Origin of the sequence: Achromobacter sp. (assembly GCF_050285565.1) — a bacterium.
Lineage (GTDB): Bacteria > Pseudomonadota > Gammaproteobacteria > Burkholderiales > Burkholderiaceae_B > Achromobacter.
In genome coordinates this window covers 25,923-44,931 of record NZ_JBLZXG010000014.1, presented here as the reverse complement: position 1 = coordinate 44,931, position 19,009 = coordinate 25,923, and the positions used below count along the sequence as shown (strand labels likewise).

General features: G+C 67.4%; 17 protein-coding genes. 4 read left to right on the top strand and 13 right to left on the bottom strand.

The genetic code is table 11. The features are described from left to right. Positions 1–2: 2 nt before the first annotated feature. Entirely contained in the window at positions 3–1,799 is a 1,797-nt protein-coding gene (gene kdpA / locus ACN6O8_RS24510) for a potassium-transporting ATPase subunit KdpA (protein WP_427993577.1), read from the bottom strand. Next, positions 1,799–1,888, bottom strand: a complete 90-nt coding sequence (kdpF, locus tag ACN6O8_RS24505) for a K(+)-transporting ATPase subunit F (RefSeq protein ID WP_035183859.1) — start codon at positions 1,886–1,888, stop codon at positions 1,799–1,801. Before kdpF ends, kdpA begins: the two co-directional genes overlap by 1 nt. A gap of 735 nt (positions 1,889–2,623) precedes the next feature. On the opposite strand from kdpF, the gene ACN6O8_RS24500 reads away from it, so the two are divergent. Together ACN6O8_RS24500 and ACN6O8_RS24495 are read left to right on the top strand one after the other, a co-directional pair. Then, positions 2,624–2,899 (top strand): DUF4212 domain-containing protein, encoded by a 276-nt coding sequence (locus ACN6O8_RS24500; protein WP_427993576.1) that lies wholly within the window; start codon positions 2,624–2,626, stop codon positions 2,897–2,899. Then, the gene (locus ACN6O8_RS24495) at positions 2,899–4,992 is read left to right on the top strand and encodes a sodium:solute symporter family protein (protein WP_427993575.1); all 2,094 of its coding nucleotides are present in this window, start codon (positions 2,899–2,901) and stop codon (positions 4,990–4,992) included. Before ACN6O8_RS24500 ends, ACN6O8_RS24495 begins: the two co-directional genes overlap by 1 nt. Positions 4,993–5,049: 57 nt before the next feature. Here ACN6O8_RS24495 and ACN6O8_RS24490 read toward each other — a convergent pair whose 3' ends face one another. The 3 genes from ACN6O8_RS24490 to trxB are packed head-to-tail and all read right to left on the bottom strand — an operon-like array spanning position 5,050 to position 7,008. Then, the gene (locus ACN6O8_RS24490; RefSeq protein ID WP_427993574.1) at positions 5,050–5,379 is read right to left on the bottom strand and encodes a DMT family transporter; all 330 of its coding nucleotides are present in this window, start codon (positions 5,377–5,379) and stop codon (positions 5,050–5,052) included. Continuing rightward, a complete protein-coding gene (locus ACN6O8_RS24485) occupies positions 5,376–6,062 on the bottom strand; it encodes a Smr/MutS family protein (RefSeq protein ID WP_427993573.1) in 687 nt (228 codons plus the stop codon). Before ACN6O8_RS24485 ends, ACN6O8_RS24490 begins: the two co-directional genes overlap by 4 nt. After that, positions 6,049–7,008, bottom strand: a complete 960-nt coding sequence (gene trxB / locus ACN6O8_RS24480; RefSeq protein ID WP_427993572.1) for a thioredoxin-disulfide reductase — start codon at positions 7,006–7,008, stop codon at positions 6,049–6,051. The genes ACN6O8_RS24485 and trxB overlap by 14 nt, the downstream gene beginning before the upstream one ends. Positions 7,009–7,050: 42 nt before the next feature. Here trxB and ACN6O8_RS24475 point away from each other — a divergent pair, with 42 nt between their 5' ends. Together ACN6O8_RS24475 and lolA are read left to right on the top strand one after the other, a co-directional pair. Continuing rightward, on the top strand, positions 7,051–9,429 hold the full coding sequence (locus ACN6O8_RS24475) for a DNA translocase FtsK (RefSeq protein ID WP_427993571.1): 2,379 nt from the start codon (positions 7,051–7,053) through the stop codon (positions 9,427–9,429). Then, positions 9,429–10,064: an outer membrane lipoprotein chaperone LolA gene (gene lolA / locus ACN6O8_RS24470; RefSeq protein ID WP_427993671.1), complete on the top strand. Its 636-nt coding sequence runs from the start codon at positions 9,429–9,431 to the stop codon at positions 10,062–10,064. The genes ACN6O8_RS24475 and lolA overlap by 1 nt, the downstream gene beginning before the upstream one ends. A gap of 501 nt (positions 10,065–10,565) precedes the next feature. Here lolA and ACN6O8_RS24465 read toward each other — a convergent pair. The 8 genes from ACN6O8_RS24465 to ACN6O8_RS24430 all read right to left on the bottom strand — a co-directional run bounded on the left by ACN6O8_RS24465 (position 10,566) and on the right by ACN6O8_RS24430 (position 18,988). Beyond that, positions 10,566–11,000, bottom strand: a complete 435-nt coding sequence (locus tag ACN6O8_RS24465; RefSeq protein WP_427993570.1) for a RidA family protein — start codon at positions 10,998–11,000, stop codon at positions 10,566–10,568. Between the two features lies 1 nt (position 11,001). After that, a complete protein-coding gene (locus ACN6O8_RS24460; protein WP_427993569.1) occupies positions 11,002–12,483 on the bottom strand; it encodes an N-acyl-D-amino-acid deacylase family protein in 1,482 nt (493 codons plus the stop codon). Positions 12,484–12,497: 14 nt separating this feature from the next. After that, positions 12,498–13,370: a MurR/RpiR family transcriptional regulator gene (locus ACN6O8_RS24455; RefSeq protein WP_427993568.1), complete on the bottom strand. Its 873-nt coding sequence runs from the start codon at positions 13,368–13,370 to the stop codon at positions 12,498–12,500. A gap of 32 nt (positions 13,371–13,402) precedes the next feature. Next, the gene (locus tag ACN6O8_RS24450) at positions 13,403–14,404 is read right to left on the bottom strand and encodes an ABC transporter ATP-binding protein (RefSeq protein ID WP_427993567.1); all 1,002 of its coding nucleotides are present in this window, start codon (positions 14,402–14,404) and stop codon (positions 13,403–13,405) included. Continuing rightward, positions 14,401–15,408, bottom strand: coding sequence for an ABC transporter ATP-binding protein (locus tag ACN6O8_RS24445; protein WP_427993566.1), 1,008 nt, complete (start codon positions 15,406–15,408; stop codon positions 14,401–14,403). Before ACN6O8_RS24445 ends, ACN6O8_RS24450 begins: the two co-directional genes overlap by 4 nt. A gap of 2 nt (positions 15,409–15,410) precedes the next feature. After that, complete coding sequence (locus tag ACN6O8_RS24440; RefSeq protein WP_427993565.1) at positions 15,411–16,280, bottom strand: ABC transporter permease; 870 nt, start codon at positions 16,278–16,280, stop codon at positions 15,411–15,413. Between the two features lie 121 nt (positions 16,281–16,401). Continuing rightward, a complete protein-coding gene (locus tag ACN6O8_RS24435; RefSeq protein WP_076415374.1) occupies positions 16,402–17,343 on the bottom strand; it encodes an ABC transporter permease in 942 nt (313 codons plus the stop codon). Positions 17,344–17,428: 85 nt separating this feature from the next. After that, positions 17,429–18,988, bottom strand: coding sequence for an ABC transporter substrate-binding protein (locus tag ACN6O8_RS24430; RefSeq protein WP_427993564.1), 1,560 nt, complete (start codon positions 18,986–18,988; stop codon positions 17,429–17,431). Positions 18,989–19,009: the final 21 nt, after the last annotated feature.

Sequence of the window (19,009 nt, the reverse complement as noted above, 5' to 3'; positions counted from 1 at the left end):
ATTCAGGGTTGCAGGTGTTCCGCGACCGGGCCCAGGGCCAGCGCGGGCACATAAGTCAGGGCGCCCACCAGCAGCACCGCGCCGATCAGCAGCACCACGAAGAGGGGGCCGGTAGTGGGCATGCTGCCGGGCCCGGCGGGCAGGCGGCGCTTGGCCGCCAGCGAGCCGGCCATCGCCAGCACGGCGACGATGACGGCGAAGCGCCCGAACCACATGGCAATTCCCAGCAGCACGTTGTAGAAGGGCGTGTTGGCCGATAGGCCGGCAAAGGCGCTGCCGTTGTTGTTGGCGGCCGAGGACAGTCCGTAAAGGATCTCGGAGAAACCGTGGATGCCCGGGTTCAGCACGCCGGCCTGGCCGGCCGCCACCGACACGGCCAGGGCGGTGCCGCCCAAGACCAGCAGCGGCGTCGCCAGGATCACGATCGAGACCATCTTCATGTCGTAGGCCTCGATCTTCTTGCCCAGGTATTCGGGCGTGCGGCCGATCATCAGCCCGGCGATGAAGACGCCGAGGATGGCGAACGCCAGCATGCCGTAGAGCCCGGAGCCGACACCGCCGTAGACCACTTCGCCCAACTGCATCAGCAGCATCGGCGTCAGCCCGCCCATCGCGTTCAGCGAGTCGTGCATGCCGTTGACCGCGCCGCACGAGGCCGCCGTGGTGACGGTGGCGAACAGCGAAGTGGCGGCGATGCCGAAGCGGGTCTCCTTGCCTTCCATATTGCCGCCGGGCGCGAGCGCGCTCTGGGTGCTGTCGACGCCGGCCTGGGCCGTCATGGGGTTGGGCTGCTGTTCGAAATAGGCGGCGCTCAACGCGAACACGGCGAACAGCAGCGTCATGGCCGCCAGGATCGCGATGCCTTGCCGCCGGCTGCCCACCATCTCGCCGAAGCTGAAGCACAGCGAAGCCGGGATCACCAGGATCGCCAGCATTTCCAGGAAGTTCGACAGCGCGGTCGGGTTCTCGTACGGATGGGCCGAGTTGGCGTTGAAGAAGCCGCCGCCATTGGTGCCCAGCATCTTGATTGCTTCCTGCGAAGCGACCGGGCCCATGGCCAGCGTCTGGGTCTGCGTGACGGCCGGGTCGGTGACCGGCTGGCCCTTGGCGTCCAGCACCGGCTGTCCCTGTGCGTCGACGCGCGGCTGGTCATAGTGCAGCGCCTCGACCGTCTGCACCTCCTGGTAGGGGTCGAGGTTCTGGATCACACCCTGGCTGACCAGTGCCAGCGCCAGCGCCAGCGACAACGGCAGCAGTACATAGAGCGTGCAGCGCACCATGTCGGCCCAGAAGTTGCCCAGCGTGGCCGAGCAGTGGCGCGCCAGCCCGCGGATCAGCGCGAACAGCACCGCGATGCCGGTGGCGGCCGAGACGAAGTTCTGCACCGTCAGCGCCAGCATCTGCGTCAGGTAGCTCATGGTCGATTCGCCACCGTAGCCCTGCCAGTTGGTATTGGCCACGAAGCTGATGGCGGTGTTGAGCGACGAGTCGGGCGAGACCGCGCCCATGCCGGCCGGGTTCAGCGGCAGCAGGCCCTGCAGGCGTTGCAGCGCGTAGACCGCCACGATGCCCAGGATGTTGAAGGCGAGCACGGCCAGCGCATAGCGCTTCCAGCCCATTTCGGCTTGCGGGTCGATGCCCGCCAGCCGGTAGATGCCACGTTCGAGCGGGCGGCCCCAGGCGGTCAGCCGGGATTGCCCGTTTTCCATGGCGATGCGGATGTAGCGCCCAAGAAAGGGCGCGATCGCGAGCAGGACCACCAGGTACACGACCAGCAGTCCGATGAATTCGGCAGTCATCAGAACTTCTCCGGTTTGAACAGGGCGACCAGCAGGTACACGAACAGCAGCGCGGCCGTGAGGCCGCTCAACCAGTAGAGCCAGCTCATGGTTGCTCTCCCGAGGACAAGACTTCGCAGAATCGGAGCAGGGCGTAGGTCAGCCCGGCCATGACGGCGAAGATCGCGATATAGATGGCATCCACGTTTTTCCTCCCGGGAGCGGCGCTCCCTTCGAACGACGAGCCGGCGCGGCAAAGGGGATGCGAACCGCGCGGGCGTAGTGACCAATCAGGACACCGGCAGGTTACGGAGCGAGGGGTAAAAACGGGGTATAGCTTTGGCGGGGGGGTGTAAACGGAACGTAAAGATGCGCTGCCATCATCCGGATACCGGATGCGCCGCCATGGCGCGGCGCGGGTGCCCGGATCCGGGCGGCGGCCGGCCGGGGTGTTGAGGTTGGCTCAAAAGCGGGCTGGCGACGGCCTGTGGAAATGGGGTTTAGGGCGGCAAAAATCCCAATATTTAGAACAAGGACGTCAAAATGCACTATTGTGGTGCGTGGAATATGTAAATGAATGCGCCGAATTAGGGCATTCCCCTAGTGTGGCATTCCCGCATCTGGTGCAGAATCTCTTCCCATGCAGGTGAGGAGACAAAGCCCTGCATGGGCAATTACCGGCGGCACCGGTACATAAAAAAGTAGCAGTACTCAAGAAAAGCAAAACGCACAACGGCTGGCACCAGGTAGTGCCGGCCGTTGTCGCATAAAAAGCCCGTTTTTTCCAGCCAGGGTTTTCTAGCGCCGCGTTTCGCGATATTCCTCAGGTTTCGCTTACGCCAGCTATGCCGGAATCCCGCGTTTCCCCCGAGCCCGCTCCGTCCCGCTATTGGCGCCGCAATGTGCGGCTGATCGCCCTGCTGGCGGTCGTGTGGGCGGCGTTGACATTTGTCCCATCCTATTTCGCCCGCGGCCTGTCGTTCGATTTCATCGGCTGGCCGTTTTCGTTCTGGATGGCGGCTTATGGCGCGCCGTTGGCGTACCTCATCATCATCTGTATCTACGCCCGGGTCATGAACCGCGCCGACCAACGCGGGGAAGAGGCCAAGGAGAGCCGCTGATGCCGTTCGGCGGAGATACCCCGCAGGAATTCCGGATCCGGCTGCGCCGCATCTATGTGCTGTACACGGCGGGCTTCGCGCTGATGATTCTGCTGATGGCGCTGGCCGAGATCCTGGGCTTGCCGCGCAACTGGATCGGCTACGTCTTCCTGCTGGTGACCGTGAGCCTGTACGCGGGCATCGGCATCGTCTGCCGCACGTCGGATCAGGTTGAATACTACGTCGCCGGGCGGCGGGTGCCGGCCATCTACAACGGCATGGCGACCGCGGCCGATTGGATGTCGGTGGCCTCGTTCATCGGAGTCGCCGGCACGCTGTACCTGACGGGCTACGGCGGACTGGCCTACATCATGGGCTGGACCGGCGGCTATGTACTGGTCGCGATGCTGCTGGCGCCGTACCTGCGCCGCTTCGGCCAATACACCATTCCCGATTTCATGGGCGCGCGCTATGGCGGCAACCTGCCGCGGCTGGCGGGCGTGGCCTGCGCCATCCTGTGTTCCTTCACCTACCTGGTGGCGCAGATCTATGGCGTGGGCATCATCACCACGCGCATGACCGGGATTTCGTTCGAGCTGGGCATCTTCGTGGCGTTGGGCGGCATGCTGGTGTGTTCGTTCCTGGGCGGCATGCGCGCCGTCACCTGGACCCAGGTGGGGCAGTACATCATCCTGGTCATCGCCTACCTGGTGCCGGTGGTATGGCTGTCGGTCAAGCACACCGACATGCCGGTGCCGCAGTTGTCGGCCGGCGTGGTGCTGCAGGAGGTGACGGAAAAAGAGGTCTATCTGAAGAACGATCCCGCCGAGATCGAGGTGCGCCGCCTGTGGCAGGAACGGGCCGACGAGATGGCGCAGCGGGTGCGCGACCTGCCACAGTCCTGGGCGCTGGAAAAGGACAAACTGCGCAGCCGCCTGGCGCAGCTGAACGCCAGCGACGCGCCCATGGTCGAGATCCGCTCGGTCGAACGCGAGCTGGCGGCGTTTCCGCCGACGGTGGAGGAAGCCCGCATCGCCTGGTCGCAGGCCAAGGCCACCTTCGAAGCCCGCGCCGCGCCCTTGACGCCGCACGCCGAACCGTTCCCGTCGAACGATCCGCAAGAGCGTCGCAATATGCGCATCAACTTCCTGGCGCTGGTGCTGTGCCTGATGCTGGGCACGGCGGGCATGCCGCATATCCTGATGCGCTCATACACCACCTCGTCGGTGGTCGAGGCGCGCCGTTCGGTTTGCTGGTCGCTGCTGTTCATCCTGTTGCTGTATTTCATGGCGCCGGCGCTGGCGCTGCTGGTGAAGTACGAGGTCTATACGCAGGTGGTGGGATCGAACTTCCTGAGTCTGCCGAACTGGGTGCACGCCTGGAGCGCGGTGGACAGCAACCTGCTGGATGTCACCGACATCAACCGCGACGGCGTGGTGCAGCTCAGCGAGATCAGCATCGGCGCCGACGTGGTCGTGCTGGCGATGCCCGAGATCGGCGGGCTGCCCTACGTGATTTCCGGACTGGTGGCGGCGGGCGGCCTGGCGGCGGCGCTGTCCACCGCCGACGGCCTGCTGCTGACCTTGTCGAATTCGCTCTCGCACGACATGTGGTACCGCATGGTGTCGCCGCGCATGTCGGCGGCGCGGCGGGTGATGGTGTCCAAGATCCTGCTGCTGGTGGTGGCGTTCGGCGCGGCCTGGGTGGCGGCGCGCAAGCCGGCCGACATCCTGTTCATGGTGTCGGCGGCGTTCTCGTTCGCGGCCTCGTCGTTCTTTCCGGCGCTGGTGATGGGCGTGTTCTGGCGCCGCGCCAACAAATGGGGCGCTACGCTGGGCATGGCGGCGGGGTTGCTGGCGACCTTCGCCTACATGACGCACACCCATCCGTGGCTGCGGGAATGGGTGCTGGGAATCTCGCGGACCGAGCCGGTGGATCTGTGGTGGGGCATCCAGCCGATCGCGGCCGGCGTGTTCGGCGCACCGGTGGCGTTCCTGACGATCATCGTGGTGTCGTTGCTGACGCCGCCGCCGGACCGGGCTACGCTGGCGCTGGTGGACTATCTGCGCCAGCCGGGGGCGTCGAAGCCGCCGGCGGAAAACGGCGCCGCCTGATGGAATTGGAGTTTGCCGCCGCCCGGGCGGCAGCCCCGGGCCGGGCGATCGCCGGATCTAGTGCGACACGGACTTCGAGAAGACGTTCATCACCACCACGCCGGCGATGATCAGGCCGATGCCGATCAGCGCGGGGGTGTCCAGGTGCTGCTTGAAGACCAGCGCGCCGATGAGAGAGATCAGCACAATGCCCACGCCCGACCAGATGGCGTAGGCGATGCCGACCGGCACCTCGCGCAGTGTCAGCGACAGGAAGTAGAACGAGATCATGTAGCCGAACACCGTCACGACGGACGGCAGCAGCCGCGTGAAGCCGTCGGCGCTTTTCAGCGCGCTGGTGGCGAAGATCTCGGCGACGATGGCGATGCCCAGATAGAGCCACTTCATTTGCGCGATCCTTCCGATTGCCGCAGCAGCACCAGCAGGGCGCCGGCGCCGCCTTCGCGCTCGGGCGCCTCGGAAAACGCCAGCACTTCGTTCTTCTGCACCAGCCAGGTGCGCGCCTTGTCCTTGAGCACCGGCTCCAGCCCTTGCGAGCCATAGCCCTTGCCGTGCACGATGCGCACGCAGCGGATGCCGTGCTCCTGGCATTCGTCCAGGAACGACAGCATGGCGTGGCGCGCCTGTTCCACGCGCAGGCCGTGCAGGTCGAGTTCGGCGCCGGCGCGCCACTGGCCGCGGCGCAGGTTGCGCGCGGTGTCGGGCGCGGCATCGCCGCGCACGAACGCGGTGCCGCCTTCGGACAGCAGGTGCGTGATTTCGCCGCCGTCCGAGACGCCGACATCCGCGCGGGGGGACGTCTCGCCCAGCGCGTTGGCGCGGCGCAGCGCCGGGGCCGGCTGTGGCGCCGGCTTGTGCTCGGCGCGCGCGACCTGCTTGATCGGCTTGACCGATTGCATGCTGCGGCGGAACGCGGCCATGTCGTCGGCCGGATCGGTGTCGGCGCCCGGGGCCGGGGCGGTCTTCTTCAGCGCCGCCACCCGCTGGGCGAGGGCGGCGCGTTCCTGCTCGGCCTGCAGGTCTTTCTTGAGGCGTTTCAGGTCGGCCGCGCCGACCTTACTGCCCCGCATTCTCCAGCCACCGTTGTGCGTCCAGGGCGGCCATGCAGCCCGTGCCGGCGCTGGTGATGGCCTGGCGGTAGACGTGGTCCTGCACGTCGCCTGCGGCGAACACGCCGGGCACCGAGGTCATGGTGGCCATGCCGGACAGGCCGCTCTTGGTGACGATGTAGCCATCCTTCATTTCGAGCTGGCCCTGGAAGATCTCGGTGTTGGGCTGGTGGCCGATGGCGATGAAGGCGCCGGTGACCTTCAGGTCTTCGGTGGCGCCGGTGTCGACGTGGCGCACGCGCACGCCGGTGACGCCGCTGTCGTCGCCCAGCACTTCTTCCAGCGTGTGGAACAGCTTCAGTTCCATGTTGCCGTTCTCGACCTTGCTCATCAGCTTGTCGATCAGGATCGGCTCGGCGCGGAACTTGTCGCGGCGGTGGATCAGGGTGACCTTGCGGCAGATGTTGGACAGGTACAGGGCTTCCTCGACGGCGGTGTTGCCGCCGCCGACCACGACCACGTCCTGGTTGCGGTAGAAGAAGCCGTCGCAGGTGGCGCAGCCGGACACGCCGCGGCCCATGAAGGCCTCTTCGGACGGCAGGCCCAGGTACTTGGCCGAGGCGCCGGTGGCGATGATCAGGGCGTCGCAGGTGTAGACCTTGCCGGTGTCGCCGGTCAGGGTGAACGGGCGCTTGGACAGGTCGACCTTGGCGATGTGGTCGAACAGCATTTCGGTGTTGAAGCGCTCGGCGTGCTTCTGGAAGCGCTGCATCAGATCCGGGCCCTGCACGCCATCGGCGTCGGCCGGCCAGTTGTCGACGTCCGTGGTGGTCATCAGCTGGCCGCCTTGGGCCAGACCTGTAACAAGGACGGGGCTCAGATTGGCGCGTGCCGCATAGACGGCCGCCGTGTAACCGGCGGGGCCGGATCCGAGTATCAAAACTTTAGCGTGCGTAGGCGTGGACATGGGCGGGTATCTTTAGGTTAACGCCCAATTATAATGAGCCGCATGCCGCGTATCTCGACTGCTTCTCCGCGCGCCTCGCGCAACACCCGCAATGGGCCTTCACCGCTGCAGACGCGTATCTCCGCGTTGCTGCGCGAAGCCCGCTGGATCCTCTTCGCCGCCCTGGCGGCCTGGCTCACCCTGGTGCTGGCCACCTGGAGCGCCGCCGACCCGGGCTGGTCGCATTCCGTCCCCGCCGGCACCATCCACAACAAGGGCGGGACCCTGGGGGCCTATCTCGCGGACATCCTGCTGTACCTGTTCGGCTTCTCGGCCTGGTGGTGGGTGGTTCTGCTGCTGCACCGGGTGCGGGCGGGTTACCGCCGCCTCGCCAGCCACCTTCGTGTTACGAATGGTAAGCAACCGGAGGTGTTGCCGCGCGTCCATTGGGAAGAAGGCATCGGCTTCTTCCTGCTGCTGGTCGGCTCGCTGGGCATGGAAGCCCTGCGCCTGGCCAGCCGCGGCACCCACCTGCCGGGCGCCTCGGAAAGCGCCAGCGGCGCCGGCGGCGTCATCGGCCACACCCTGGCCGACCTGATGGGCCGCAGCATCGGTTTCACCGGCAGCACGCTGGCCTTCCTGGTGATGCTGGCGATCGGCCTGAGCCTGTTCTTCTCGTTCTCGTGGCTGGCCGTGGCCGAACGCGTCGGCGCCTGGATCGAAGGCCTGGTGCGCCGTGTGCGTAACTCCTACGCCGCGCGCGAAGACCGCAAGGTCGGCGAAGTGGCCAAGGCCGTGCGCACCGAACAGGTGGTGGCCAAGCAGGAAAAGCTGGTGCACGAACAGCCGGTGCGCATCGAGCCGGCGATCACCGTGGTGCCCAAGTCCGAACGCGTCGAAAAGGAAAAGCAGCAGTCGCTGTTTTTCGCGCCGCCGCCGGGCGGCGAGGGCGATCTGCCGGCCATCAGCCTGCTGGATCCGCCGCTGGCCAACCAGGAAACCGTGTCGGCCGAGACCATCGAATTCACCTCGCGCCTGATCGAAAAGAAGCTGGCCGACTTCGGCGTGTCCGTCACCGTGGTGGCGGCGCAGGCCGGCCCGGTCATCACGCGTTACGAAATCGAGCCGGCCACCGGCGTCAAGGGCAGCCAGATCGTCAACCTGGCCAAGGACCTGGCGCGGGCGCTCAGCCTGGTCAGCATCCGGGTGGTGGAAACCATTCCGGGCAAGAACCTGATGGGCCTGGAACTGCCCAACCCGCGGCGCCAGGTGGTGAAGCTGTCCGAGATCCTGGGGTCACAGACCTACCACGCCAGCCATTCGGTGGCGACCATGGCGCTGGGCAAGGACATCGCCGGCAACCCGGTGGTGGCCGACCTGGCCAAGATGCCGCACCTGTTGGTGGCGGGCACCACCGGTTCGGGCAAGTCGGTCGGGATCAACGCCATGATCCTGTCGCTGCTGTACAAGGCCGACGCCTCGCACACCCGCCTGATCCTGATCGACCCGAAGATGCTCGAAATGAGCGTCTACGAAGGCATCCCGCACCTGCTGGCGCCGGTGGTCACGGACATGCGCCATGCCGCCAACGCGCTGAACTGGTGCGTGGGCGAGATGGAAAAGCGCTACCGCCTGATGAGCAAGATGGGCGTGCGCAACCTGGCCGGCTACAACACCAAGATCCGCGACGCCATCAAGCGCGAGGAGCCGATTCCGAATCCGTTCTCGCTGACGCCGGACCAGCCCGAGCCGCTGTCGCCGCTGCCCACCATCGTGGTGGTCATCGACGAGCTGGCCGACCTGATGATGGTGGTGGGCAAGAAGATCGAAGAGCTGATCGCCCGCCTGGCGCAGAAGGCGCGCGCGGCCGGCATCCACCTGATCCTGGCGACGCAGCGTCCCAGCGTCGATGTCATCACGGGCCTGATCAAGGCCAACATCCCGACCCGCATCGCGTTTCAGGTGTCGTCCAAGATCGACTCGCGCACCATTCTCGACCAGATGGGCGCGGAGACCCTGCTGGGCCAGGGCGACATGCTCTACATGCCGCCGGGCACGGGCCTGCCGGTGCGCGTGCACGGCGCGTTTGTCAGCGACGATGAAGTGCATCGCGTGGTCGAAAGCCTGAAGGCGCAGGGCGAGCCTAACTATATCGAAGGCTTGCTCGAAGGCGGCCTGGACGGCGACGGCGGCGAAGGCGCCAGCAGCGTCACCGGCATCGGCGGCGACGCCGAGTCCGATCCGATGTACGACCAGGCTTGCGAGGTGGTGCTCAAGCATCGCCGCGCCTCGATCTCGCTGGTGCAGCGTCATCTGCGGATTGGTTACAACCGTGCGGCGCGGTTACTGGAACAGATGGAGCAATCGGGTATCGTGTCGGCGATGCAGTCCAATGGCAACCGGGAGATCCTGGTGCCCGCCGCCGCCCGAGAGGAAGCATGATGAAGACGTTTCGCGGCCTGGCCGCCGCCCTGGCATTTTGCATGGCGCCTGCGCTGGCGCCGGCTTCGGCCCTGGCCGCCACGGCGCAGGAGCAGTTGCGCGCGTTCGTGAATACGGTAACCGCGGCGACGGGGACGTTTTCGCAGTACACCGTCAGCACGCAGGGGCGCACGCAGCCGGCGCAGACGGGGGTGTTTTCGTTCCAGCGGCCGGGCAAGTTCAAGTGGGCGGTGCAGAAACCCTATGAACAGCTGGTGATTTCCGATGGGCGGCAGGTGTTTCAGTTCGATCCGGACCTGGCGCAGGTGACCGAGCGCAAGGTGGACGCGGCCATCGGCACGTCGCCGGCGGCGATCCTGTTCGGGTCGGGGTCGCTGGAGCAGTCGTTCGATGTGTCGGCGCTGCCGTCCAAGGATGGCATCGACTGGTTGCGGGCGAAGCCGCGGACGGCGGATGCGGGGTTCTCTCGGGTGGATATCGGGATGAAGGACAATCTGCCGGTGCGGGTGGAGCTGCTGGATTCGTTCGGGCAGACGACGCGGGTGGATCTTTCGGGGATCGTGCCCAATCCCAAGCTTGGGGATGGGGAGTTTCGGTTTGTGGCGCCCAAGGGCGTGGATGTCGTCAAGATGTAGGGAGTCCAGCGGAGTCAGCGCTGACTTGCCGTTGGGTTCTTGAGCATTTCTTTCTTGGTTGGTGCGGTGCTTGCTTCGTAGGCCGCCCGTCACGGGGCGCGCAGGCGGGGAGCGCGCCAACGATTGCGGTCCGGAGCGTTCGCTCCGGACTTCCCCTTCCTCATCCTCGTCCTCGCCTTCGGCGACTCCTTCGGATTCCGTCGGGCGCATCGACGGCGCGCTCCCCGCCTGCGCGCCCCGCGCCGGGCTACCGGTTTCGAGAAATGACGCGCTGCTGGACCTCGGGGGCATGGGAGAGGTTTGCGTTGCCCGCAAAATACGGCCGCGCGGGCGGCCGTATTTTGCATACGTGGTGTCTTGCGTCGTGATGTTGATCGCTGCGCGCTTGTGGCGAGGTGTGGGCGGTGTACTTAAAGCGCGCAGCGGATGGCTTGGGCCAGGAGGGGCGCCCGGCCGCCCGGCCGTCCGAAGGCCGGGCAGCCCCCTCGGGGGGCAGCTAGCTCACGCAGTGGGCGCGGCGTGGGGGCGCTTGTACGCCACACAGTCGATTTCCACCTTCGCATCCACCATCAGCGGCGACTGCACGCAGGCGCGGGCGGGGGGATTTTCGCCGAAGTATTCCTTGAAGACCTTGTTGAACGAGGGGAAGTCGCGCGCGTCGTCGAGCCAGACGCCGCAGCGCACGACGTGTTCGGGGCCGTAGCCGGCTTCCTTGAGGATGGCGAGGACTTGCTGGATGGCTTTGTGGGACTGGGCCACGGTGCCGGCTTCGATGACTTCGCCGTTTTCCATGGGGACCTGGCCCGAGACGTAGAGCCAGCCGTCGGCGGCGACGGCGCGGGCGAAGGGCATGTGCGAGCCGCCTTGGCCGGTGCCGCCGGCGACGCCGTAGCGGGTGATGCCGTTGTTGTCGGGGGTGGGGGGGGTGCTGCTCATGTCAGGGCTCCTTGGGGGCAGGGGTGGAGGCGGCGAAGCTGGCGCGCAGGTCGCCGTTGCGGGGCAGCCAGCGGCCGGCGCGGTCGCCGGTGGGCTGGCCGTGGCGGTAGGACAGGACGCCGTTGACCCAGACGGCCTCGATGCCGGCGGCGGTCTGGACGGGGGCGGCGAAGGTGGCGCGGTCGATGATGGTGGCGGGGTCGAACAGCACCAGGTCGGCGTGAAAGCCTGCGCGCACCAGGCCGCGTTCGGCCAGGCCGAAGCGGGCGGCGGACAGGCCGGTCATCTTGTGGACGGCTTCGGCCAGCGGGAACAGGCCGATGTCGCGGCTGTAGTGGCCCAGCACGCGCGGGAACGCGCCCCACAGGCGCGGGTGCGGCATGGGGTCGTTGGGCAGGCCGTCGGAGCCAACCATGGTGAGCCGGTTCGACAGCACGCGGCGCACGTCGTCTTCGTGCATGTTGTGATAGACCGCGCCGGCCGGCTGCAGGCGCCTGGCGGCTTCGAGCAGGGTCACGCCCCAGTCGGCGGCGATGGCGGCGAGCTTGCGGCGGGCCTGTTCGGGGTGCGGCACCGACCAGGTGATGTCAATGTCGAATTCGTCGGTGACCTGCTTGAGGTCGAGCGTGGACGAGCTGGCCGAGTACGGGTAGCAGTCGCAGCCCACGTGCTGCATGCGGCCGGCGTTTTCCAGCTTGAACAGCACTTCCTTGGTGCGGCCCCAGTTGCCGGCGCCGGCGCATTTCAGGTGCGACACCACCACCGGGACGCGGGCATGAAGGGCGATGTCGAAGGCTTCCTGCATGGCTTCCAGGATGGCGGCGAATTCCGAGCGCAGGTGGGTGGTGTAGAGCGCGCCGAATTCGTCCAGGACTTCGGCCAGCAGCTTGACCTCGGCGGTGTCGGCCTCGATCGCCGAGCCGTAGGCCAGGCCAGTGCTCAGGCCGATGGCGCCGTGCGCCAGGGCTTCGCGCAACTGGTCGCGCATGGCCATCACCTCGTCGCGCGTGGCGCTGCGGTCGAGGCGGTCCATGTGGTTGTTGCGCAGCGCCGTGTGGCCGACCAGCGCGGCGACGTTGACGGCGGGTTGCGCCGCCTCGATGGCGCGGGTGTAGTCGGCGAAGGTGGGATAGGCGAAGTCTTCGCGCCGGCCCAGCAGGTTCATCGGGTCGGGCGGCTCGCCGCGCAGCGCGACCGGCGAGGCGCTGATGCCGCAGTTGCCCACCACCACGGTGGTCACGCCCTGCGACAGCTTGGGCAGCATGCCGGGCGTGCGGATGACGTTGGTGTCGTCGTGGGTGTGGACGTCGATGAAGCCGGGCGCCAGCGCCAGGCCGGCGCCGTCGATGCGCTGGCGCGCGGGCGCGCCGGCCAGGTCGCCGAGGGCGGCGATGCGGCCGCCGGCCAGCGCCACGTCGGCGGTGTATTCGGCGCCGCCCGAGCCGTCGAGCACGCGGACGTTGCCGATGAGGGTGTCGTACATCTTGGTATCCAGGTTCAGTCGCCCAGCGGCAGCCGGTTCGGGCCGCCGCGGTGTTCGTCCAGCGCCAGCTTGATGCGGCGCAGGCGCTCGCGGTTTTCTTCTTGATTCAGCATGGCCAGTTCGGTCGATAGCAGGTCGATCGCCAGCATCATGGCGTAGCGCGAGGCCGAGGGCTTGTAGATGAAGTCGGTTTCGTCGGTGCGGATCGGCAGCACCACGTCGGCCAGCTTGGCCAGTTCCGAGGTGGCGTCGGTGATGGCGACGATGCGGGCGCGGTACTGCTTGACGATGCGCGCCGCGCCGACGATCTCCGGCGTCAGGCCCGAGGCCGACAGGACCACCACGGCGTCGCGCTCGTCCAGGGTCGCGGCCACCATGCGCAGCAGCACGGCGTCGCTGTACACCGCGATGGGGTAGCCCAGGCGCACCAGGCGCGATTGCACTTCCTGCGCCAGCACCGCCGAGGCGCCGCCCATGCCGAACACGTAGATCATGCGGGCGCCGTCGACGATGCCGGCGGCGGCCTCGAACAGCGGCTCGGTGAAGGCCGGCAGGTGGGCGCGCAGCGTGCTTTCGATGTCGGCGTAGATGCGCGCGTAGAAGGTGCTTTCCTCGGCCGGGGCGCTCGGGTCCAGGAAGCGGCTGCCCACGGTGCTGGCCTGGGCCAGCTTCATCTTCAGGTCGCGGGTGTCGTCGCAGCCCACGGTGCGGGCAAAGCGCGAGATGGTGGCGATGCTGACGCCGGCCTTGGCCGCCAACTGGTCCACGGTGGCGCTGGCGCTCCAGATGATGTTGTCCAGGATGGCGTCGGCGACCTTGCGTTCGGTGACGCTCAGGTCGTCGCGGCGGCTGCGGATCTGGAAGACGATGTCGCGGATGATGTTCATGTGGTGTTCCTGGGTCAAGGCGGGCGGAGCCCTTACGCGGCCAGTTCGGGATCGTCCAGGCGCGAACAGGCCGCGAAATGGCCAGGTCCGACGTTCACGTCGCGCGCCTCGATCGTGGCGCAGGCGTCGATGGCGTGCGGGCAGCGGGTGCGGAAGACGCAGCCCGACGGCGGATTGACCGGGCTGGGAATGTCGCCCTTGAGCAGGATACGCGAACGCGGCGCGCGCGGATCCGGCACCGGCGCGGCCGACAGCAGGGCGCGAGTGTAGGGATGGCGCGGCCGCGCGTAGACCTCGCGGGTCGGGCCGCGTTCCATCACGCGGCCCAGGTACATCACCACCACTTCGTCGCAAAGATAGTCAACCACCGCCAGGTCGTGCGCCACGAACAGCATGGTCAGGCCCAGGTCGCGCTGCAGGTCCTGCAGCAGGTTCAGCACCTGCGCCTGCACCGACACGTCCAGCGCCGACACCGGCTCGTCGGCCACGATGAAGTCCGGTTCCACCGCCAGGGCGCGGGCGATGCCGATGCGCTGGCGCTGGCCGCCGGAGAACTCGTGCGGATAGCGGCGGCGGTGGTCGGCGTTCAGGCCGACGCGTTCGAGCAGTTCGCCGATGCGGGCTTCGCGGCGGTGCTGGGCCAGCTTATGGGTGTCGAGCGCCTCGCCCAGGATCTCGGCCACGGTCATGCGCGGGTTGAGGCTGGCGTAGGGATCCTGGAACACGATCTGCATGCGGCGGCGCCACGGCAGCATCTCTTTTTCGGACAGGCGGGTGAGGTCGTGGCCGTCGAACACCAGGCGGCCGGCGGTGGGCGCGAACAGGCGCAGCAGGGCGCGGCCGGTGGTGGTCTTGCCCGAGCCGGACTCGCCCACCAGGCCGACGATGGTGTTGCGCGGCACGTCGAAGCTGACGCCGTCCACCGCCCGCACCACCGGCGCGTTGCGCGCCTGGGAGGTGGGGAAGTGGACCTTCAGGTTCTCGATGCGCACCAGCGGCTCGGCGGCGCGCGCGGGTTGGGGGCTTGCGGTCATAGCGGGGTCACCTTGATGCAGCGGGCGTGGTGCTGGTCCTGCACCGCCACCAGTTCGGGCACGTCGCGGCGGCAGTTGTCGTCGGCCAGCGCGCAGCGCGGGGCGAAGGTGCAGCCGGCCGGCAGCGACAGCACGCTCGGCACGTTGCCCGGGATGGCGCGCAGGCGTTCGCCCGAGGCCAGCAGCGCGGCGGTCGGCAGGCAGGACAGCAGGCCGCGGGTGTACGGATGGGTGGGCTTTTCGAACAGGTCATAGACGCCGGCGTCCTCGACCACGCGGCCGGCATACATCACCGCCACGCGGTGCGCGATCTCGGCCACCACGCCCAGGTTGTGGGTGATGAACAGGATGCTCATGTTCATCTCGGCCTGCAGCCGGCGCAGCAGATCCAGGATCTGCGCCTGCACCGTCACGTCCAGCGCGGTGGTGGGCTCGTCGGCGATCAGCACGGCCGGGTTGCAGGCCAGCGCCAGGGCGATCATGACGCGCTGGCGCATGCCGCCGGACATCTGGTGCGGATATTCGTTGACGCGCCGGTCGGCCGCCGGGATCTCGACGCGGTCGAGCATGTCGCGGGCGCGCTTCATGGCCGCCGCGCGCGAGCCGCCTTCATGCTGCAGCACGGCCTCGGCGATCTGGTCGCCCACCGTGTACAGCGGGTTCAGGCTGGTCATCGGCTCCTGGAAGATCATGGCGATCTCGGCGCCGCGGATGCGCCGCAGCGTGGCGGCCGAGGCGTGGGCCAGGTCGTGTTCCTGCCCGCGGCGGTCGCGAAAGCGGATCCTGCCTGCCTCGATGCGGCCGGCCGGCTTGGGCAGCAGGCCCATGATGGACAGGCTGGTGACGGATTTGCCGGAGCCGGATTCGCCGACGATGGCCAGCGTTTCGCCGCGGGCCAGGTCGAAGGTGACGCCGTCCACCGATTTGGCGATGCCGTCGCGGCTGTGGAACCAGGTTTTCAGGCCTTCCACCGACAGCACGACGTCGCGGGTGCTTGCGGTCATGATTACAGCTCCTTGCGCAGGCGCGGATCGAGGACGTCGCGCAGGCCGTCGCCGACCAGTTGCAGCGACAGCACCGACAGGACAATGGCGATGCCGGGGAAGATCATGATCCAGTCGGCCGAGCCCATGTACTGCTGGCCGGCGTTGATCATGGTGCCCCAGGTGGGGATATCGGGCGAGACGCCCACGCCCAGGAACGACAGGCCGGCTTCGGCCAGGATCGCGTAGGCGAAGATGAAGGTGCCTTGCACCAGGATCGGCGACAGCAGGTTGCGCAGCACGTGCACGGTGACGATGCGCCAGGTCGATACCCCCAGCGCGCGGGCGGCCTCCACGAACGGCAGTTCGCGGATCACCAGCGTCGAGGCGCGCACGATGCGGGCCAGGCGCGGCGTGTAGACGATGCCCAGCGCGATCACCACGTTGACCAGCGACGGCCCCAGCGCGGCCACCAGCGAGATCGCCAGCAGGATGTCGGGAAAGGCCATCATGGCGTCGATCAGGCGCGACACGAACTTGTCGGCCGAGCGGAAGAAGCCGGCGGTCAGCCCCAGCGCGATGCCCAGCACGCTGGACACGATCACCACCGAAAAGCCCACCATCAGCGACAGCCGGCCACCGTAGATGACGCGGCTGAACACGTCGCGGCCGAAATCGTCGGTGCCGAACCAGTGCACGGCGCCGGGCGCCTTGAGCCGGTTCATGATGGACAGCTTGAAGGGGTCGTATGGGCTGACCCACGGCGCCAGCAGCGCCGCGGCCACCAGCACGATCAGTACGATCAGGCTGACCAGCACGGTCTTGCGCGCCACCAGCAGGCGCAGCACCTGCCAGCGGTCTGAGCCGGCGTTAACTGTAGTCGGATTAGTCATTTCGGTCGTTTCGTTCGCAACACTTCCAAGCGGGGCCACCGCGGAGCCGGCTTTGCCGGGCCGCCCGTGGCGCCCTCTTGAGGGGGAGGCGCCGAAGGCGCGTCGGGGGGTGGGTTCATCATCAATAGCGTACGCGCGGGTCGACCAGCAGGTAGAGCAGATCGATGAACAGGTTGATGAGCACGTAGATGGCCGCGATGATGAGCAGCGCCCCCTGGATGACGGGATAGTCGCGGCGCAGCACGGCCGACACCACCAGGCTGCCCACGCCCGGCAGGCCGAACACGGTCTCGGTGACTACCGCGCCGCTGATCAACAGGGCGGTGGTCAGGCCCAGCACCGTCAGGATCGGGATCAACGCGTTGCGCACGGCATGCTTGAGGATCACGCGGCTTTCCGGCAGGCCCTTGGCGCGGGCGGTGCGCACGTAGTCGTCGCGCAGCACGTCCAGCATGCTGGCGCGGATGAAGCGGGTGATCAGCGCCGAGTTCACCAGCCCCAGCACCACCGCCGGCAGTATCAGGTGCGACACGCGCGTGGCGAACGAGGCGTCCGGGCCGCCATAGCCCGACACCGGCAGCCAGCCCAGCTTGACCGAGAACACCTGCATCAGCAGCAGGCCCAGCCAGAAGCTCGGCACGCTGGAGGTGAACATCGAGAACGACAGCACCGACTGGTCCAGCGTGGTGCCGCGCTTGACCGCCGACAGGATGCCCACCGGCAGCGCGATCAGCGTGGCGATGAACAGGGACATGAGCGTCAGCAGCAGGGTCGGCTCGGCGCGGTCGGCCAAAGCCGCCAGCACCGGCTTGTTCATGAAGATGGACTGGCCCAGGTCACCCTGCACCAGCTTGCCCAGCCACGAAACGTATTGCACGGGCAGGGGACGATCCAGCCCCAACTGGTGTTCCAGCGCGGCGATGTCGGCCTGGCTGGCCTGGGGGCCGAGCATCACGGCGGCCGGATTGCCGGGCGTGACGCGGATGATGACGAACACGATGGTCGCGACGATGAACATCACGGCCACCAGCCCGACCAGCCGGTTCAAGAGATAACGCAACACAGTGGCATCCTAAGAATCGTCGCGCCGGTGCCGGCGCGGTGGTTCGGGCGGGGCGGGCCCTGAGCGGACCGCCCCGCGGCCTGGCTTACTTCGGCGTTTTCCAGGCGTTCCAGAAGAACGGCCACGGCGCCGGCTTGACGCCTTGCAGCGCCGGAGAGCGGGCCGCCTGGGCGTTGAAGTCGCCGACCTTGACGAACGGCACTTCGTCGTACACGGCCTGCTGCACGTCGGCCCAGCGCTTGACGCGTTCTTCCTGGGTGCGGGCCTGGTTGAAGGCATCCATCACCTGCGCGCGGCGAGGCGTGTCCCACCAGCCCGGCGCGTCCTTGGAGGGGAAGTCGATCAACGCGGGTTCCGGCAGGAACACGCTGTGGGTGATGAAGATGTCCCACACGGCAGGGTCCTGGCGGCGCTGCGTCAGCGTGGCCCAGTCGACCACCTGCATGTCCACCGTGAAGCCGGCGGCCTTGAGGTATTCCGCAGCCACCAGCGCCATCTTGTAGTGGAACTCGTATTGCTGGCTGGTCAGGATGCGGATCTTCTTGTCGGCCACGTTGGCGCTGTCCAGCAGCTTCTTGGCCGCGGCGGCATCGCCCTTGTTGTAGACCTTGCCGCCCAGCGACGTGGCCCACGGGTAACCTTCCGGATAGAGGTCGCCGTTGAGCTTGTAGAAGTCCTTGTTGCCGAAGGCGGCGTACAGCATGTCTTCTTCGTTCAGCGCCAGTTGCACCGCCTGGCGCACCGCCAGGTTGGACATGATGCCCTGCTTGGTGTTGAGCACCAGCCGCGGCCAGCCGAAGGGTTTGAGCATCACCGGATCGGAGCGGCCGCCCTTGAGCTTGTCCAGCGCCTCCACCGGCAGCGAGTCGACGTAGTCGAACTGGCCCGCGGCGGCGGCCTCGGAACGGGTGTTGGCGTTGGCCACCGGCACGAAGCGGATTTCGTCCGCGTATTGCTTGCGGGCGCCGCCATAGCCGTCGGGCTCGCCTTCGCGCTGTTTGTAGCCGTCGAAGCGGGTCAGTTGGATGTACTGATCCGGCACGCGCGCCTTGAGCTGGTAGGGGCCGGTGCCGACGATCTCGGTCAGCACCGGGGCGATCTTGCCCTTGGGCATGATCACGGCGGCGGCGTTGTTCATGGCCAGCAGCGCGGTCAGCGGCGCGTAGGGCTGCTTGAGGCTGATGCGGATGGTGTTGGCGTCGGGCGCCTCGATGCTGGCGATGACCTTGGCGGCCATCTTGCCGCGCGTGGCGGTCTCGGTCCAGCGCTTGAGCGAAGCCAGCACGTCCGACGAATCCATCTTGGAGCCGTCATGGAAGGTGATGCCCTGGCGCAGGGCGATGGTGTAGACCAGGCCGTCCGGCGTCACTTCGGGCATCTTGTCGGCCAGCAGCGGCGTCAGGTTCCACTTGGCGTCGAAGGTGTACAGCGTTTCGAAGAAATGCTGGGTCAGGATGCCGACCAGGTCGGCGGTGCTGCTCATCGGATCGAGGGTGGGCGGCTCGCCGATGGTGGCCACCGAAATCGTGCCTCCCTTGACCGGCGTGGCACAGAGGGCGGGGGACGACAATGCGGTCAAGCCAATCGCGCCGGCCACGAGCAGGCTTTTCAGCCCGCCGCCTTGCCGGGAGGTACGGAAGTTCATGATTCTCTCTCCAGAGGTTCA

What these genes read in the sequence shown, in the direction of transcription:
- kdpA (WP_427993577.1), bottom strand. Translation starts at nt 1,799, where the DNA reads ATGACTGCCGAATTCATCGGACTGCTGGTCGTGTACCTGGTGGTCCTG.
- kdpF (WP_035183859.1), bottom strand. Translation starts at nt 1,888, where the DNA reads ATGAGCTGGCTCTACTGGTTGAGCGGCCTCACGGCCGCGCTGCTGTTC.
- ACN6O8_RS24500 (WP_427993576.1), top strand. Translation starts at nt 2,624, where the DNA reads ATGCCGGAATCCCGCGTTTCCCCCGAGCCCGCTCCGTCCCGCTATTGG.
- ACN6O8_RS24495 (WP_427993575.1), top strand. Translation starts at nt 2,899, where the DNA reads ATGCCGTTCGGCGGAGATACCCCGCAGGAATTCCGGATCCGGCTGCGC.
- ACN6O8_RS24490 (WP_427993574.1), bottom strand. Translation starts at nt 5,379, where the DNA reads ATGAAGTGGCTCTATCTGGGCATCGCCATCGTCGCCGAGATCTTCGCC.
- ACN6O8_RS24485 (WP_427993573.1), bottom strand. Translation starts at nt 6,062, where the DNA reads ATGCGGGGCAGTAAGGTCGGCGCGGCCGACCTGAAACGCCTCAAGAAA.
- trxB (WP_427993572.1), bottom strand. Translation starts at nt 7,008, where the DNA reads ATGTCCACGCCTACGCACGCTAAAGTTTTGATACTCGGATCCGGCCCC.
- ACN6O8_RS24475 (WP_427993571.1), top strand. Translation starts at nt 7,051, where the DNA reads ATGCCGCGTATCTCGACTGCTTCTCCGCGCGCCTCGCGCAACACCCGC.
- lolA (WP_427993671.1), top strand. Translation starts at nt 9,429, where the DNA reads ATGAAGACGTTTCGCGGCCTGGCCGCCGCCCTGGCATTTTGCATGGCG.
- ACN6O8_RS24465 (WP_427993570.1), bottom strand. Translation starts at nt 11,000, where the DNA reads ATGAGCAGCACCCCCCCCACCCCCGACAACAACGGCATCACCCGCTAC.
- ACN6O8_RS24460 (WP_427993569.1), bottom strand. Translation starts at nt 12,483, where the DNA reads ATGTACGACACCCTCATCGGCAACGTCCGCGTGCTCGACGGCTCGGGC.
- ACN6O8_RS24455 (WP_427993568.1), bottom strand. Translation starts at nt 13,370, where the DNA reads ATGAACATCATCCGCGACATCGTCTTCCAGATCCGCAGCCGCCGCGAC.
- ACN6O8_RS24450 (WP_427993567.1), bottom strand. Translation starts at nt 14,404, where the DNA reads ATGACCGCAAGCCCCCAACCCGCGCGCGCCGCCGAGCCGCTGGTGCGC.
- ACN6O8_RS24445 (WP_427993566.1), bottom strand. Translation starts at nt 15,408, where the DNA reads ATGACCGCAAGCACCCGCGACGTCGTGCTGTCGGTGGAAGGCCTGAAA.
- ACN6O8_RS24440 (WP_427993565.1), bottom strand. Translation starts at nt 16,280, where the DNA reads ATGACTAATCCGACTACAGTTAACGCCGGCTCAGACCGCTGGCAGGTG.
- ACN6O8_RS24430 (WP_427993564.1), bottom strand. Translation starts at nt 18,988, where the DNA reads ATGAACTTCCGTACCTCCCGGCAAGGCGGCGGGCTGAAAAGCCTGCTC.